Genomic DNA, 15,655 nt, shown 5'->3' with positions numbered 1-15,655 from the left:
TTGAGGACCTCAACGCCGAAGCCTGGACCGTTTACGGCCGCCGCCCGGCACACGTCTCCGACCGCCCCGCACCCGACTCCAGCCGACCCGCGCGCATCTCCAGCCGGCCCCGCACCCCACGGCCGCCCGCGCCGCACGCCGCCATCGGCGTCGGCGCCATCGTCCTCGGCGACCAGGGCCTGCTCCTCGGCCGCCACCGTCACGGCACCCTCGAACTACCGGGCGGCACCGTCGAAGCGGGGGAATCCCTCCAGGAGACCGTGATCCGTGAACTCGCCGAGGAGACCGGTCTGATCGCCCGGCCGGACGACGTCACGCTCCTGGGCACGCTCCTCGACCACGTCGGAGACGTCGTACGGGTCAGCGTCGGCGCCATCGTGAACGCCTGGCAGGGCGAGCCGTTCACGCGGCCGGACGAGAGCGTCGGCGACTGGGCCTGGTACCCCCTGGACCAGCTGCCCGACGACCTTTTCGTATGCAGCGCCCAGATCCTCACCGCCTGGCGCCCCGACCTGCCCATCGACCACACCCCGGCGCATTTCACCCCCTACGACCGCCGCACGGCACCTTCGGGCGACGTCTGATCGGACCCGACAACCTCCCTAAGGCCACCGCGGGCGTTCGCCGCGTCCAGCCCGCCGGATACGGGCTACGCACCCCGCGCGGCGAACGCCGCCGCGCCCAGGAGTGCCTGGTCCTCGCCGTCGGCGCGGGCCGAGAGGGTGAGTCGGGCGAGGCTCGGGGTGTGGTGGCTGAGACCGGCGGTGAGGGGTGGGCCTATCAGGGGCCACGCGGCGGTGATGGAGCCGCCGAAGACCACCGTGTCGGCCTCGAAGGCGGTCAGCCATGGGGCGAGGGCGCCGCCCAGGGCGTGCAGGGCCGAGGTGATGATGTCGCGGGCGGTGGCGTCGTCGGCGGCGGCGCGGGCCGTCAGCTTGCGCAGCCCGTCGACGGGGCGGCCGGTGCGGTCCGTGTAGTGGGCGGTCATGGCCCGGGTGGAGACCGTGTCCTCCAGTGGGCGGCCGTCGACGGTGAGCAGGTCGACGCGGCCCTCGGGCGGTACGCGCGGGTCGTCCTCGACGATCGTCCCCCGGTCCAGGAACGCGGAGCCGACCCCCGTGCCGAGGGTGACCGCGACGAGGCGCCGGCTGCCGGGGTGGGCCGTGAGCCGGGCGCCCAGTGCGAAGGCGGAGGCGTCGTTGAGGAACCGCAGCCTTGCCGGGCGTGGGTTCAGACGGGGCGTCAGCAGGTCGCCGACGGCGAGGCCGTCGAGCGAGGCGAACTTGCCGACGCCGTGGTAGCGGGCGATGCCGCGCGCGTAGTCGAACGGCCCCGGGACCGCGATGCCCCAGGTGCCGAGGGCCGCATGCGCGCCAACGGCCGGATGTCTGCCGAGGGCCGAGTGCGCGCCACGGTCCGGATACGCGCCCCGGTCCGTACGCACGCCACGGACCGGATGCGCGCCCCGGTCCGTACGCACGCCACGGGGCGGATACGCGCCGCCGTCCGTACGCACGCCCCCGTCCGTACGCGTGCCGAGGGCGCCCACCGCGAGTACGCCATTGGCGGCCTCGGCGAGCGTGGCGAGGAAGTCCTCGGGGCCGATGCCGGGCGTCAGCGGCAGGCGGCGCCTGGTGCCGTCCGCGATCCGGGCCCGGTCGAGGTCGACGGCCGCCGCCGTGACATGGGAACCACCCACCTCCAGGACGGGCACGACGGAGGGCTCGTCGGCGCGCCGGTGCGGCCCGGGGCCTTCGGGAACCGTCATCGACGCCTACCGCGGGGCCGGATGGTCGACGAGCGTGGTCGCGATGGTCACGCGCCGCGGCGGCTGCGGGACGGTGCTCGCCTGCCGCTCGAACAGCAGCTTCGCCGCGGCCCGGCCGATTTCGACCGGGTCGTAGGAGACGACGGTGAGCGGCAGGTGCAGCATGTCGGCGAGTTCGATGTCGTCGAAGCCCGCGAGGGAGACCGGCTCCTCGTCCGGCGCACGGTCCCGCAGGGCACGCAGCGCGCCGACCGTGTTCCGGTTGTTGGCGGTCAGCAGCGCGGTCGGCGGGTCCGGCAGGGCGAGCATGGCGCGTGCCGCCTCCTTAGCGAGCCCGCTGTCGCCCCGGTGCTGGCTGACGTACCGCTCGTCGAGCGCGATGCCCGCCTCCTCCAGCGCCACCGCGTAGCCCCGGAAGCGTTCGGAGCCCGTCCACAGCGACGGCGGCAGACCGAGGAAGCCGATGCGCCGGTGGCCGCGGGCGACGAGCCGGCGGCAGGCGTCCCGGGTGCCGCCGAAGTCGTCGACGAGGACGCAGTCCACGTCGATGCCCATCGGCGGGCTGGCCGCGAGCACCACCGGGAGATCGCGCAGCCCGCCGAGGTGGCCGTGGTCATGACCGGCCGGGACGACGACCAGGCCGTCCACGCCGCGGTCCACCAGGTCGGCCACCACGTCCCGTTCGGTGGCCGGGTCCTCGCCGGTGCTGCCGAGCATGACCCGTGCGCCGTAGCTCACACAGATCTGCTCGAGGCCGACGGCGAGTTGGGAGTAGAAGGGGTTCGCCAGGTTGGTCACGACCAGGCCGATGAGCTCGCTCGGACCGCCCGAACGCAGCTCCCGGGCCCGTTTGTTGGGGCGGTAGCCGAGGGCCGCCACCTCGGCGAGCACCCGCTGCCGGGTGGCCTCGCCGATTCCGCGCTGACCGCGCAGCGCGCGGGAGACGGTCATCGGGCTGACGCCGAGCCGGGCGGCCACGTCCCGCATGGTGAGGGCCGGTTCGGAATCCGAATGTGCGCTCATACCACCTGTGCCTTCACCAGACGGACCGGATCCGGCCCCTGATTGTGCACGCGGTAGGCGGTGACGGACGCCGGTACAGCGAGAGTCTCGGCATAGTGTACGGAGTGCCGGTGGCCGACCGCGGTGGTGATGACCGCGCCCTGTCCGTCCACGACGGTCAGCACATGGAAGCGGCCGTCGGTCCGCTGCTCGGCGGCCCGGCCCGGCTCCACGGCGATCCGGTGCACCTGGAAGAACATCGCCGGGAGCGCGCCGAGCACCTCCTCCCGCCAGCCGTCGCCCGCGCGCAGCGGCCGGGGCCGCTGGATCAGCTCGCGGGCGACCGCGGCACCTGACCGCGCCGGGTCGAGGTTGCGGAAGGCGTGCTCCACGTGCACGGCACGCTGCCGGTCCGCCGCGTCCCGCCGCAGCCAGTCGTAGAACCGCAGTGAGTACAGGTAGGGGGTGGCGCTGACCTCGAGGACGACATTGCCCTCGCCGCTGCCGTGCGGTGTACCCGCCGGGACCAGGTACAGCTGCCCGGCCTCGGCGGGAAACACCTGTACGTACCGCTCGATGTCGAACGGTGTGCCGTATGCGTCGGCGGCGTGCGCACTGTGGTGGAACGCCTCGACGTCGGCGCCCTCGCGCAGGCCGAGGAAGACCTTGCTGTGCTCCCCGGCGCGCATCAGGTAGTAGCTCTCGTGCTGGGTGTACGGCCAGCCGAAGACGCTGTGCATATCGTCGGGCCTGGGGTGGCAGTGGACGGAGAGGTTTCCGCCGCCGACGGTGTCGAGGTAGTCGAAGCGGACCGGGAACGAGGTGCCGAACATCTCGTGCACGGCCGGGCCGAGCACATCCACCGGGGAGAGCGCGACGACGAGCTGGAACGGCACTTCCACACACCTGGAGGCGTCGTCGCCGAGCAGGACGCCGCTCTCCGGCGCGATCAATTCGTAGCCGAGGGCCGTGTTCTCCGCGTCCGGGTTGTGACCGAGCGTCTCCTGTGCCCAGTGCCCGCCCCATGGCGTCGAATTGAAGGTCGGCCGGGTGCGGAAGGGGCGGGTGGCGAGCGACCGGCAGGTCTCGCGCAGCGCCTGCCCACCGATCGACGCCGGGAAGACGGTATCGGTAACGTCGATCCACCGGTCGATCCGCTCCGCCATCTGGTCGCGATGGCGGTCGAGCAGCGGCCAGTCGATGTAGAGCAGCCGCCGCAGGGTCGGCGGCTCGTCCTCGGGCGCCGCGAGGTTACGGCCCCGGCCGTGCTTGACCGCCGCCTCCGCGTACCGCTTCGGCAGATCGGCCCACCACAGGACGTCGGCGTCCCCGAGCGCGGCGCCCGGCCCGAGCAGGACGCGCAGCGCGCCGTCCTCGCCCGGGGCGGCGAGCGCCGCCAGGGCCGCCGGATCCATCAGTTCGGCGAGGTCGCCACCGGCGAGCCGCGCGAAGTCGGGGTCGTCCCGCAGCTGTTCGGTCTCAGTCAGCCGCCGGACCGTCTCCCAGTCGCGCACCGCCGTCCGGACGTCCGCGAACTCCAGCCGGGTGTGTCCGTCGCCGAACGCCGCGCGGAGCCCGGTGGCGACGGCGGTCCAGTCCAGGACCGCGGGGCCGTCCACGGCGAGGACCCGGGTGCCCTTCGGGAGCGTCCCGGCCGCGTCGGCCCAGCCGACGGCGACCGCGTCGGCGAGGAGTGGATAGCACGGTGTCGGTTCGTACTGCGGCGCCTTCGTCTTGAGCTGCGGACCCTCGCCCATGTCACCAATCCCGTGAGATACGTTAACGCGCGCCTTCTCAAACCACCTGCGCGCCTGTACGTTACCGATAACTTATCAGGTCGGTGATTCCGTGACGAGGGGGTCAGATGGGGTCGATCGACATGCCATTCGGGATGAGCCGGCGCAGGGCGTTGGCCTCCTCCTTCGCAGGCATCGCCAGTCTTGCGCTCAGTGCGTGCGCACGAGGTTCGATGAGCCGGCCCGCGCCGGCCGACGTGGTCTCGGTGTTCAACGACAACCCCACCTGGGCGCCGGGTTTCCGGGCGGCGGGCAGCCGGCTGCGGCCGCTGTCCGGCTTCCGGCTCGCGCCGCGGGCGGTGCCCAACGTCAGCAACTACCAGCAGATCGTGCGCATGTCGGCGCGGACCGACTCCACGGCGGATCTCATCAAGTGGTGGAACGGGTACCGGCTGCGCGATATCGCCCGCTCCGGAATCCTCGCCGATGTCACCGACGCCTGGGACGAGGCGGCCCGGCGCGGCTGGAGCGACGACACCGCCCTGCGCGAGACCTTCAGCCACGAGGGCAGGCAGTACGGCGTCCCGCTCTACAAGTCCTACTACGTCGTCTTCCACAGCCGGTCCGTCTTCGAGCGGCTGGGTGTGGAGGTGCCGACGACCTGGCGGCAGTTCCTCGACGTGGTGGACGCCGCGCACGCCAAGGGCATCACACCGATCTCCTCCGGCGGCGCGACCACCTGGGAGTCGTCGATCTGGTTCCAGCAGCTCGTCAACGGGCTCGACCACCGCTTCTACCTCGACCTCACGGCGGGCAGGGCCTCGTACACCGACGATGTGTGCCGGCGCGCGATGGCCCTGTGGAGCGATCTGTACCGGCGGGGCGCCTTCTCCTCGCCCGACGCCTCGTCCACGGACGTGCCGGGCCAGTTCGCGCAGGGCCGCACCGCCATGTGCCTCTACGGCACCTGGAACACCGGGGCGTTCCTCGACGCCGGGGTCAAGGACGCCGACCTCGGCGCGTTCCTGCTGCCCCCGCCGCCCGGCGGCGCCCCCTCGGTGCTCGTGGAGAGCGGCGTGCTGGCGGTTTCGGCACACGCCCACAAGCGCGACGCCGCCCTCGCCGTGGCACGCGCCTGGCTCGACCCCGCGGTCCAGCGGGCGTGGACGGGCTTCCTGCGGGACACCTCCGCCGATCCGGGCGTCGTGCCGAACGTGGGCACGGTGCGCCAAGTCGCCGCCCAGGTGCGGCGGGAACGGCCGACGCAGGCCATCCGCTACTGGGAGGCATCGCCCCCGGTACTGATCGAGGGGAACGTCCAGGACCTGAGCGCCTTCATGATCGACCCCACATCGGCGCAGGCGGCGAAGACCCTGACGAACATGCAGCACCGAGCCGACAAGGAGTGGACGGTGTGGACGTCCTGACCACTGCCGACGAGGCAGCCAGCCGAACGGGGCCGCACCGGCCGGGGCCCCTCCCGCCCGATCCGCGCTCCGCCCGCCTCCGCGCCGCCGCCTGGGTGGGCGCGTTCCTGGCACCCGCCGTGGCGCTGATCCTGCTGCTCCTGGTCGTGCCCTTCCTGATCACGGCGTGGCGCAGCTTCTTCGACGACAACGGCATCACCGCGCGCTTCGTCGGCCTGTCCAACTACACCGCGCTGTTCACCGACCCCGACTTCGGCCGGTCGCTGCTGAACACCGTGCTCTGGGTGGTGGGCACGCTGGTCCTCCCCGTGCTGCTGGGCCTGCTCCTCGCGGTGCTGACCCACTCGATGCGCTGGGGCGCGGTGGCCCGGACCGCCGTGATCATCCCGTACGCGCTCTCCGGCTCGGCGACGGCGCTGCTGTGGACGTTCCTGCTGAAGAGCGACGGGGCGGTCAACCAGACGCTGGGCGCGGTGGGGCTCGGCAGCTGGCAGCAGGAGTGGCTGCTGCACTGGCCGTTGAACACCTTCGTCATGATCGTGGCGACGACATGGCAGGCGACCGGGGCCTCGCTGATCCTGTTCCTGATCGGGCTCCAGACCATCCCCGCGGACACCATCGAGGCCGCCCGGCTCGACGGCGCGCAGGGCCTCCAGCTGTTCCTGCGCGTGATCGTGCCGCAGCTGCGGCCGATGACCGTCGTGGTGGTGGGCATGTCGATCGTCAACAGCCTGAAGACCTTCGACATCGTGTGGCTGCTCACCCAGGGCGGCCCCGGAACGGCCTCCGAGACACTCGCGCTGACGATGTACCGGCAGACCTTCACCCTCAACCGGTACGGCTACGGCGCCGCCGTCTCCGTCGTACTGACGGTCGTCGTCATCGCCGCCTCCTGGCTCTACCTGCGGCAACAGGTGCGGCAGCGGTCCGGGGAGGGCGTATGACGGGCAGAAGAGCGCGCGGCGTCCTGGTCACCCTGGTCTCCGTGCTGTGGCTGGTGCCGACCTGGCTGGTCGTGGTCAACGCCTTCACCCCGGCCAAGCGGTACACCGGATCGCCACGGTGGTGGTTCACCTCCCCGGGGCTGTTCGCCAACATCCGCGCCGCGTTCGACAACGCCGATGTCGGGCGGGGGCTGCTCAACACACTGATGTACGCGGTGATCGGCGCGGCGGTGGCGGTGGTGATCGCGGCACTCGCCTCGTTCGCCGTCACCGTGATGCCGGTGCGGCGGCCCGGACTCTGGTTCTGGTTCATCTTCATCGGCACCGTGCTGCCCCTCCAGACGTTCCTGTCCCCGCTGTTCACCGGGTACGCCACCACCGGCCTCTACGACACCCAGTACGGCATGCTGCTGATCTACGTGGCGCTGACGATCCCCTTCGCGTTCTTCGTCAACCGCAACTTCATGCTCACCGTGCCGAAGGAGATCTCCGAGGCGGCCCAGATCGACGGCGTGCACTGGCTGTCGATGTTCCTGCGGATCCATCTGCCGCTGGCCAGGAACGCGCTGCTGGCCGCCTTCATCTTCCAGTTCACCTGGATCTGGAACGACCTGCTGTTCGGCATCACCCTGTCACTCAGCCCCAACGTGCGGCCGGTGACGGCCACACTGGCCGACCTCAACGGCAACTACTCCACGGTGGGACCGCCCGTCGTGCTCGCCGGCGCGCTGATCGCCTCGGTGCCGACCGTGGTCCTCTTCTTCGTGTTCCAGCGCTTCTTCGTCAACAGCCTGCGGCTCACGTCCTGAACCGAACCACCCTGGGAGAGAAGAGACACATGACGACGCGCGCCCTCGTACGCGACCGCCGCTGGTCCACCGACAAGGCCCGGACGAGCATGATCGGCCTCGCCGTCGCCGCCACCGCGCGGGCCGGCGGCACGGAACTGCGGGCCCTGCCGGAACACCTCGCACGCCGCGCCGACACCGGCGCCCGGCGCGGTGTGCGCATCCTCCTCTCCGGCGACGCGCCGGACCACGAGGGGTGGACCTTCGAGGTGGAGATCGCCGGCCGGGGCCCCGTACCCGTCGAGGTGCTGCCCGCGCCCGGCGGGCCACGCCTCATGCTCCCCCTGGAGCGCGACCGCCGCGAGGTGCGCGTCGTGGCCCGCAACGGCGACGCGTCGGCGGTGCTCGCCTTCGCGCTGGACCCGCCGCGGGACTGGACGATCCACCTGGTCCACCACTCACACCTGGACATCGGCTACACCGATCCGCAGGGCACCGTCCTCGGCGAACACGTCGCCTTCCTCGACTCCTGCCTCGATCTGACCCGTACCACCGACGGCTGGCCCGACGACGCCAGGTTCCGGTGGGCCGTGGAGTCGCTGTGGTCGTTCGAGCAGTGGGCCGCGGTCCGGCCGCCGGAGCGGGTCGCGGAGTTCGTCGAGCGGGTACGCGCCGGTCAAATCGAGCTGACGGCCATGCCGTACAACCTCCACAGCGACACCTGTTCCACCGACGAACTCCATGAACTGCTGCGTCTGGCCCGCCGGGTGCGGGACACCCACGGGATCGAGTTCCGCTCGGCCATGCAGACCGACGTGCCCGGCTCCGTCGCCGGGCTGCCGGACGCCCTGTCCCCGCTGGGCGTGCGCTATCTGTCGGTGGCGCACAACTGGGCCGGGCGCTCGGTGCCCACCACCAACGGCGGGGCACGGCTGCCGCGCCTGTTCCGGTGGCGCGCACCCTCGGGCAAGGAGGTGCTGGTGTGGATGACCGACAGCCCGCACGGCCTGGCCTACATGGAAGGGCCCGTGCTGGGCTTCGACACCTCCTACGCCATGGTGGACGACCTGCTGCCCGCCTATCTGACCTCGCTCGCGACCAACCCCTACCCGTTCCCGCCCGAACTCCTCGGCTCACCGGCCCCCGCGCCCGGGGAGCGCGAGCCCTACCCATGGGATGTGCTGCACCTGAGGGTGCAGGGCCACTTCGGGGACAACGCGCCGCCGCGGCTGATCCTCGCCGAGACCGTGCGCCGCTGGAACGAGACATGGGACAGCCCCCGGCTGCGGCTGTCCACCAACACCGACTTCTTCACCGACGCCGAGGCCCGCCTCGGCGACGCCATCCCCGCCTTCGAGGGTGACTGGGGCGACTGGTGGGTCGAGGGCGTCGGCTCGGGCGCCCGGCCCCAGGCCATGGTGCGCCGTGCCCAGTCCACCGTCACCGACGCCGCCACCCTGTACGGCATCGCCGCCCTGGCCTCCCCCGCCGGGCCCACCACCGACCTGGCCACGGCCGCCCGCGGCGGCGCCGACCAGGTGTACCGGTCGGTGTCCCTGTTCAACGAGCACACCTGGGGCGCCGCCGACCCGTGGACCCACGGTGACGCGGGCGGCGAGTCGGGCGAGCAGCAGTGGCACTGGAAGTACGGGTACGCGCTGCACGGCGACAACGACGCCGACACCTTCCTCGACCACGCCTCGGCCGCCCTCGGCGCCGTACTGCCCGCCGCGGCCGACGCCGATGTGACGTACTGGGCCGTCAACACCACGGCGGCCGCGCGCACCTCGGTCGTGACGGTGTTCCTGCGCGAGAGCCGGGTCCCGCTCACGAGCGAGGTGTCGGTGACCGACGGCCGCACGGGCGCTGAACTGCCCATGGTCCAGGAGGCGCAGACCAACCCGGTCCACCGGGACGCCGGGCGGTGGCTGCACATCCACGTGCCCGACGTGCCGCCGTTCGGCCTCGTACGGCTGGATGTGAGGGTGACCGGCGAGGACGGCGGCACGGTGGTGGCCTCCCCCGTCCCCCTCCGCCTCGACGGGGACGCGGAGGGCGAGCGGCGCAAGGAGCGCGCCGTACCCCTGCCCACCGCCGACGATCTGATCCTGGAGAACGCCCACCTGCGCGTCCGTATCGACCTGACCAGGGCCTGTGTGGCGAGCCTGGTCGAGAAGGCCACCGGCCGTGAACTCGTCGACCAGGACGCCGTCGTCGGTTTCAACGGCTATGTCTACGACACGTACACCACCGCGGGCGGCTACAACCACCAGGCCAACAAGACCACGGTGAGCGAGGAACTGGAACTCCTCGGCTCCCGGACCCAGGCCCGCCCCGCCGTGCTCCTCGAACGCGTCGACGACGCTCTGGGCCAGCGGCTGACCTACGAGTACGCGGCGGACGGCGTCCGCCGGGCCCGCACCACGGTCGGCCTCGGCCGTGACGACGCGCATCTGGTGATCGACAACCGGTTCGACAAACCCGCCACCATGACGAAGGAGAGCGCGTACCTCGCGTTCCCGTTCGCGCTGTCGCGGCCCACGGTGCACTACGAGATCACCGGCGCGCTGACCGGCACGGGCCTCGCGCATGTGCCCGGCGCGCCCCAGCACATGCGTGCCATCAGGTCGTTCGTCTCGCTGGCGGACGACGGCGGCCCCGTGGCCTGGGTCACCAGGGACGCGCCGCTGGTCGAACCGGAGACCATCGCCCTGCCCTACGCGCCCTTCCCCGACTCGACATCGCCGCGCCAGGCCGGCACGGTCTACTCCTGGGTGCACAACAACCTGTGGGACACCAACTTCCCGTCCCAGCAGGCGTTCCACACCACCTTCCGGTACGCGGTGGGCGTCCGCCGCGGCGGTGAGACCATCGACGCCGACGCCCTGGCGCTGCGCACCGCCCATGAGGTCGACCACCCGCTGATCGGCGTGGCCGCACACGGCGCGCCCGACGCGGACCGGCCGGCCGAACTCGCGCTGCTCTCCGTGGACGACGCGCGCGTCGCGGTCCGCGACGCGGCCCCGGTGCCGGGTGACGACGGCGTCGATCTGCTGGTGAGGCTCCAGTCCTTCGCCACGGAGCCGCGCACGGTCCGGCTCAGGTGCGGCTTCCCCGTCGCGGGGGCGGAGCGCGCCACGTACCTCGGCGACCCCGACGGTTCCGATGCCCCTGTCGCCCTCGACGGCCACGACATACTCGTGGAGATCCCCCGTCTGGGGACCACGGCGGTGCGGGTGCGCCTGGCGCCGCGGGGGTAGCGGGGTAGCGCATCGCCCGCCACCGGCCCGGCGCCGGTGGCGGGCGTGCCGCCGGCCCAAGGGCTCGGCCGCCGGTGCGCAAGCGGTCCCGGAAGCGACGGTAAACTGAGGGCTGATGCCGGAAACCCGCCAGCCCTGCCCAGCACCCTCGACGCCACCGGTGGACATGCCTCGTAGCGGAGGAGGCTGGCTCCCGCACGGCTTCCACCTGCACACCCACTCCCACGTCCAGGGCCAGCTGGTGTACGCGGCCGCCGGTGCCCTGGCCACCACGACCGCGCGCGGGACCTGGGTCGCCCCGGCCAACCGGGTGACATGGACACCGCCCGGATTCGACCACTCCCATCGCTTCTACGGCAGGACCGACGCCCGCCTCGTCATCATCCCGGCCGAACTGTGCGACGCGCTCGTGGCGCACCCGAGCGTCTTCGCGGTGAGCCCCCTGCTGCGAGAGGCCCTCCTGGCGCTGACCGACCGGCGGGAGGTCCGGCCCGGCGCCCACGAACGGCTGCGCGCGGTGGTGATCGACGAGCTCGCCGAGACCCCCGAGCAGTCCCTGCACCTGCCCGAACCCCGCGACGACCGGCTGCGTGCCGTCACCGACCTCCTGCACGCCGAGCCCGGCCGGACCAGGACCCTGACCGAGCTGGGACGGACCGTGGGCGCGAGCGAGCGCACCCTGAGCCGCCTGTTCCACACCGAGTTGGGCATGAGCTTCCACCGCTGGCGCACCGTCCTGCGGATCCACCACGCCCTGGTCCACCTCACCGGCGGCCGGTCCGTCACCGACACCGCGACGGAGTGCGGGTGGTCCAACCCCTCGAGCTTCATCGACGCGTTCACCGAGATCGTCGGCCAGACCCCGGGCCGCTACCAAGCGGAGCTGCGCGACGGCAGGAGGTTCAGCCGACCTTCGGGCTCCGCCGCTCGATGAGGACGACGTCGCGCCATATGCCGTGGTGGCGGCCGATGCGTTCACGGGTGCCGATGGTGCGGAAGCCCGCACGCCGGTGCAGGGCGAGGCTGGCGGTGTTCTCGGGGAAGATGCCGGATTGAATGGTCCAGATGCCCGCCGCCTCCGTGGAGGCGATCAGCGCGTCCAGAAGCGCGAGCCCGAGCAGCTTGAGGTGGTGGGAGATCGTCGGCTGCGACAGGTCGAAGGCGGGGGTGAGGTCACAGACGCAGACCTCGCCTCCGGCGCGGGAGGCGATCATCGACAGCAGCCGGAGCCGGATCGGGTCGTCCAGCGCCTTGAACACCTTCGCCAGCTCGATGGACCGTGCCTCGTCCAGGGGAGCGGTCAGCAGTCCCGGGCAGCAGCCGTCGGCGCCGTCCCGGCCGAGCACCACGAGCTCTTGTTTCGACATACCTCAATATTGACGTTCTTCGATCCATCGCGCAATCTTGCATCGAAGAACATCAATACAACCCGATGGGGGATAAGCCATGTCCCGTGTGCAGCTCGCTCTCAACGTGCCCGACCTCGACGCCTCGGTGGCGTTCTACACCAAGCTCTTCGGCGTCGAACCGGCCAAGCGCCGCCCGGGATACGCCAACTTCGCGATCGCCGAGCCGCCGCTCAAGCTGGTCCTGATCGAGGGCGAGGCGGGACAGGAGACCCGGCTGGATCACCTCGGTGTCGAGGTCGACTCCACCGACCAGGTCGACGCCGCCACCGGCCGCCTCGAGGGCGCGGGGCTCGCCACGTTCGAGGAGAACGACACCTCCTGCTGTTACGCCCTCCAGGACAAGGTCTGGGTGCACGGCCCCGGCAAGGAGCCCTGGGAGGTCTACGTCGTCAAGGGCGACGCCGACCGGATGGGTAAGAGCGCGGCCCTCGAGGGCGGCGACGCCTGCTGCTCATCAGGAGGCTGACGGTTCGTTCGACGTCCGGATCCAGCCGGGATCACGTGCCCGGACGGGGCGCTCTCAAGTGCTGGCGCTGGGCCAGTTCCTCGTCGTCGACCAGGGTGAGCATGGGCCGGCCCGGTACGCAGAGCATGGTGACGGTGAAGCGGCTCCATGAGTCCGTGCGGTTGTTCCCGTCCTGGTAGTGGATGACATCGCCGCCCGGCTCCCAGAACGTCTCCCCTGCCTTGATCACCCGCTCCGGCTCGCCCTCCAGCTCGAAGAGCATCTCGCCCTCCAGCATGAAGCCGAAGGCGGGGCCCGAGTGGCGGTGTGGCGGGAGGCCGCGCTCGCCGGGAGGGTAGTCGACGCGGATCGTCATCGCCTCCGCTTCCTCCGGCACGAACGGCGGTTTCACCGATTGCAGCACGGTGATCGCCGGGTTCAGCGCCGCCAAGCGCGCTTGGCTCTCGGCGCTGCCCGCCGTCGACGCCTTCTTCGCCATGGCGAGACCTCCAGTGGTGGGCCGGCTGGGTCGGGAAGGCCCGCCGGTGCGGTGCGTCGGTCGCCTTTCGGTCACCTTTCGCCGCGCACCGAGGGCACTGCCTCCAGATTGCGACGGTGCGCCGCGCGGCGCACGCGGGCCCGAATCCGGCCGGGCCGAGCGGAGATCACATCCCCGTCTCGTTTTGCGCTGGTTCCGCAACCGTTCAGCTTTCAGACATCTCTAGCTTCACGACCCTTCCGTTCCGGGCGCCGGGGGAGACAGGTGGCGGTCCGGGCTCAAGGGCGACCGATGCGTTACTTCACTGGAGGATTTGTGCGCAATAGAACCCGAGGCGCGGTGGGTGTGGCGATCGGCGTCGCCGTGACCGCCGCAGTGGCCGCCGGGGCCGGCGCCGTGGTGTCCAGCGGCGACGGGCCCGACCAGAAGCGGCCCTCCCCCGCGGCTGCCACGGCGGGGAAGACCACTCCGGGCGACATCGACCACGACGGGTATGCCGACCTCGGCGTGGGCGCGCCCGACGGGACCGTCTCCGGGAAGTCCAAGGCGGGCTATGTGGGCGTGACCTATGGGGCCGAGGATGGCGTCGACACCGGGCGGCACAGCACATTGTCGCAGGCCAGCGCGGGGGTTCCCGGGACCCCCGAGGCCGGGGACCACTTCGGTTCGGCCGTGGTGCGCGGCGATGTGGACGGGGACGGCTACGGCGATCTGATCGTCGCCGCGAACCACGAGGCCATCGGGGACGCCAAGCGGGCCGGTTCCGTCACGGTCGTCTTCGGCTCGAAGGACGGCCTCTCCGACGACGCCATCGCCTTCCACGCGCCGAAGGCCACGGCCTACGCGCTGTTCGGCGACACAATGGCCGTGGGCGACTACAACCACGACGGCCGCGACGACATCGCCATCTCCGACGGCACCGAGGTCCAGGTCGTGAACGGCGCGGCCAACCTGCGCGAGACGGCCACCCCGAAGATGTCCGGCGTCACGCCGCCCGGCGGCGGGGCGGGCGTGGAGCATCTGTCCTCCGGCGACATCGACGGGGACGGCTTCGCCGACCTGGTCACCGTCGCCTACCAGGACGACCCCGCCGACGAGGGCACGCTCGGTGTGCTGCCCGGCTCGCCCACAGGGCTGAAGAGCACATCGCTGGGCGAGGACGTGCCGCTGCCGTTCGCCTCGTACCGGGCCGTGGTGGGTGACATCAACGGCGACGGCAAGGACGACGTCGTCACGGACACCGGCTTCGAGGACGGTCCGGACGACGCGCGCCTGCGTACGTACCCGGGCACCGCCACGGGGCTGGACACCGCCCACCCGGTGAACTGGACGGGCAAGCGGCAGAACGGCATGGCCTCCCGGCTCACCGACATCGACGGCGACGGCCATGACGACCTCGTCGTCGGCGACACCGGCGCCGAGGCCCCCGGGGGCTACAACGACGCCGGTGCCATCACGGTGCTCAAGGGGACCGAGGACTGGCTGACCGACGCGGGTGCGCAGACCTTCTCCCTGGACACCGAGGGCGTGCCCGGTGAGATGGCGGGCAACGACAAGTTCGGCGAGGCCGTCTCGCCTGCCGACTACAACGGCGACGGCAAGCCCGATCTGGCCGTCGGGGTCCCGAACCGGACCGAGGGCGCGGGCGCCGTGGCCCTCCTGTACGCGGGTGCCGACGGGCTCACCGCCGAAGGCTCCGCCCTCATCGGGCCGAGCGATCTCGGCTCCCCGGCGGACGACGCCGCGTTCGGCCTGGAGCTGTCCGGTCCCGCGACGAAGTAGCAAACGCTTCATATCGCGCTCCACATAGATGGCCCGGCCCGGCTCGACCGGCCGGGCCATCGGCCGAACGGGGTTCTCCCGTGTACCGGCTCAGCCCGCGGCCTTGGCCAGGATGCGCCCCATCTCCTCACCGCCGAAGGCCCGCAGAGTTGTGGTGCGTACGTTGCCCGCCCCGCTGAGCTGCAAGGACGCGGCGGTGGCGGTCTCGTCGTCGGGGGCCTCCACGATGCATACCAGGTCGTACGGCCCGACCGTCCAGTAGATGTCCACGAGCCTCGCCCCCAGCTTGCTCAGCGCCGCGGCGAAGTCCTGGGAGCGCTTCGTGGTGTCCTTGTAAGCGCGGACTCCCTGCTCGGTCCAGTTCAGCAACGTGATGTAGGTCGCCACGGCCCTCACCTCCACAAGAAGAACGTCCGTGGGTTCAATTCTGGAAGTAACGTCATCAAACCGCACACCTTGCGCATCGGCGGAACGCGGAGTGGTTTGCCGAATCGGCAACGGACGTGGTCCGCGCCGCGGACGGCACGGCATGCTCGGGCCCGTCGGCCGCCACGCAGAGTGAACGCGCCGGAGTACCCCGACCCCCGGAGGGAAC

The 15,655-nt window shown here is 71.7% G+C and carries 13 protein-coding genes and 1 pseudogene; 8 read left to right on the top strand and 6 right to left on the bottom strand.

Annotated features, from left to right (window positions below):
* Positions 1–83 precede the first annotated feature (83 nt).
* Positions 84–584 (top strand): annotated as a pseudogene (locus NQU54_RS17560) (nucleotide triphosphate diphosphatase NUDT15); the annotation flags it as partial.
* Positions 585–649: 65 nt separating this feature from the next.
* On the opposite strand, the gene NQU54_RS17555 reads toward NQU54_RS17560, so the two are convergent.
* Genes NQU54_RS17555 through NQU54_RS17545 form a run of 3 tightly spaced genes read right to left on the bottom strand, consistent with a single transcriptional unit; the run spans position 650 to position 4,527 of the window.
* Positions 650–1,768: an ROK family protein gene (locus NQU54_RS17555; RefSeq protein WP_257631889.1), complete on the bottom strand. Its 1,119-nt coding sequence runs from the start codon at positions 1,766–1,768 to the stop codon at positions 650–652.
* Between the two features lie 6 nt (positions 1,769–1,774).
* Positions 1,775–2,791, bottom strand: a complete 1,017-nt coding sequence (locus NQU54_RS17550; protein WP_257631888.1) for a LacI family DNA-binding transcriptional regulator — start codon at positions 2,789–2,791, stop codon at positions 1,775–1,777.
* Positions 2,788–4,527, bottom strand: a complete 1,740-nt coding sequence (locus NQU54_RS17545) for a DUF8485 domain-containing protein (RefSeq protein ID WP_257631887.1) — start codon at positions 4,525–4,527, stop codon at positions 2,788–2,790. Before NQU54_RS17545 ends, NQU54_RS17550 begins: the two co-directional genes overlap by 4 nt.
* 212 nt (positions 4,528–4,739) lie before the next feature.
* Here NQU54_RS17545 and NQU54_RS17540 point away from each other — a divergent pair, with 212 nt between their 5' ends.
* The 5 genes from NQU54_RS17540 (at position 4,740) to NQU54_RS17520 (ending at position 11,859) form a co-directional block, all read left to right on the top strand.
* Positions 4,740–5,933: an ABC transporter substrate-binding protein gene (locus NQU54_RS17540; protein WP_257631886.1), complete on the top strand. Its 1,194-nt coding sequence runs from the start codon at positions 4,740–4,742 to the stop codon at positions 5,931–5,933.
* Complete coding sequence (locus tag NQU54_RS17535) at positions 5,921–6,877, top strand: carbohydrate ABC transporter permease (protein WP_257631885.1); 957 nt, start codon at positions 5,921–5,923, stop codon at positions 6,875–6,877. The genes NQU54_RS17540 and NQU54_RS17535 overlap by 13 nt, the downstream gene beginning before the upstream one ends.
* Positions 6,874–7,686 (top strand): carbohydrate ABC transporter permease, encoded by an 813-nt coding sequence (locus tag NQU54_RS17530; RefSeq protein ID WP_257631884.1) that lies wholly within the window; start codon positions 6,874–6,876, stop codon positions 7,684–7,686. Before NQU54_RS17535 ends, NQU54_RS17530 begins: the two co-directional genes overlap by 4 nt.
* A 29-nt stretch (positions 7,687–7,715) precedes the next feature.
* A complete protein-coding gene (locus NQU54_RS17525; protein ID WP_257631883.1) occupies positions 7,716–10,925 on the top strand; it encodes a glycoside hydrolase family 38 N-terminal domain-containing protein in 3,210 nt (1,069 codons plus the stop codon).
* Positions 10,926–11,091: 166 nt separating this feature from the next.
* The gene (locus tag NQU54_RS17520; protein ID WP_257631882.1) at positions 11,092–11,859 is read left to right on the top strand and encodes a helix-turn-helix domain-containing protein; all 768 of its coding nucleotides are present in this window, start codon (positions 11,092–11,094) and stop codon (positions 11,857–11,859) included.
* On the opposite strand, the gene NQU54_RS17515 is transcribed toward NQU54_RS17520, so the two are convergent.
* The gene (locus NQU54_RS17515) at positions 11,828–12,292 is read right to left on the bottom strand and encodes a helix-turn-helix domain-containing GNAT family N-acetyltransferase (protein WP_257631881.1); all 465 of its coding nucleotides are present in this window, start codon (positions 12,290–12,292) and stop codon (positions 11,828–11,830) included. The genes NQU54_RS17520 and NQU54_RS17515 overlap by 32 nt on opposite strands.
* A gap of 79 nt (positions 12,293–12,371) precedes the next feature.
* On the opposite strand from NQU54_RS17515, the gene NQU54_RS17510 reads away from it, so the two are divergent.
* Positions 12,372–12,800: an ArsI/CadI family heavy metal resistance metalloenzyme gene (locus tag NQU54_RS17510; RefSeq protein ID WP_257631880.1), complete on the top strand. Its 429-nt coding sequence runs from the start codon at positions 12,372–12,374 to the stop codon at positions 12,798–12,800.
* Positions 12,801–12,831: 31 nt separating this feature from the next.
* Here NQU54_RS17510 and NQU54_RS17505 read toward each other — a convergent pair whose 3' ends face one another.
* Positions 12,832–13,278 (bottom strand): cupin domain-containing protein, encoded by a 447-nt coding sequence (locus tag NQU54_RS17505; protein WP_257631879.1) that lies wholly within the window; start codon positions 13,276–13,278, stop codon positions 12,832–12,834.
* 315 nt (positions 13,279–13,593) lie between these two features.
* Between NQU54_RS17505 and NQU54_RS17500 the strand changes: the two genes are divergently transcribed.
* Positions 13,594–15,060, top strand: coding sequence for an FG-GAP and VCBS repeat-containing protein (locus NQU54_RS17500; RefSeq protein WP_257631878.1), 1,467 nt, complete (start codon positions 13,594–13,596; stop codon positions 15,058–15,060).
* Between the two features lie 90 nt (positions 15,061–15,150).
* Here the strand turns inward: NQU54_RS17500 and NQU54_RS17495 are convergent, their stop codons facing one another.
* On the bottom strand, positions 15,151–15,447 hold the full coding sequence (locus NQU54_RS17495; protein ID WP_257631877.1) for a GYD domain-containing protein: 297 nt from the start codon (positions 15,445–15,447) through the stop codon (positions 15,151–15,153).
* Between the last annotated feature and the right edge of the window lie 208 nt (positions 15,448–15,655).

This window comes from Streptomyces malaysiensis subsp. samsunensis (assembly GCF_024519315.1).
Taxonomy (GTDB): Bacteria; Actinomycetota; Actinomycetes; order Streptomycetales; family Streptomycetaceae; genus Streptomyces; species Streptomyces malaysiensis.
The sequence above is the reverse complement of the archived record's forward strand: the minus strand, read 5'-3'. Positions and strand labels throughout refer to the sequence as shown.

What these genes read in the sequence shown, in the direction of transcription:
- NQU54_RS17555 (WP_257631889.1), bottom strand. Translation starts at nt 1,768, where the DNA reads ATGACGGTTCCCGAAGGCCCCGGGCCGCACCGGCGCGCCGACGAGCCC.
- NQU54_RS17550 (WP_257631888.1), bottom strand. Translation starts at nt 2,791, where the DNA reads ATGAGCGCACATTCGGATTCCGAACCGGCCCTCACCATGCGGGACGTG.
- NQU54_RS17545 (WP_257631887.1), bottom strand. Translation starts at nt 4,527, where the DNA reads ATGGGCGAGGGTCCGCAGCTCAAGACGAAGGCGCCGCAGTACGAACCG.
- NQU54_RS17540 (WP_257631886.1), top strand. Translation starts at nt 4,740, where the DNA reads ATGAGCCGGCCCGCGCCGGCCGACGTGGTCTCGGTGTTCAACGACAAC.
- NQU54_RS17530 (WP_257631884.1), top strand. Translation starts at nt 6,874, where the DNA reads ATGACGGGCAGAAGAGCGCGCGGCGTCCTGGTCACCCTGGTCTCCGTG.
- NQU54_RS17525 (WP_257631883.1), top strand. Translation starts at nt 7,716, where the DNA reads ATGACGACGCGCGCCCTCGTACGCGACCGCCGCTGGTCCACCGACAAG.
- NQU54_RS17520 (WP_257631882.1), top strand. Translation starts at nt 11,092, where the DNA reads ATGCCTCGTAGCGGAGGAGGCTGGCTCCCGCACGGCTTCCACCTGCAC.
- NQU54_RS17515 (WP_257631881.1), bottom strand. Translation starts at nt 12,292, where the DNA reads ATGTCGAAACAAGAGCTCGTGGTGCTCGGCCGGGACGGCGCCGACGGC.
- NQU54_RS17510 (WP_257631880.1), top strand. Translation starts at nt 12,372, where the DNA reads ATGTCCCGTGTGCAGCTCGCTCTCAACGTGCCCGACCTCGACGCCTCG.
- NQU54_RS17505 (WP_257631879.1), bottom strand. Translation starts at nt 13,278, where the DNA reads ATGGCGAAGAAGGCGTCGACGGCGGGCAGCGCCGAGAGCCAAGCGCGC.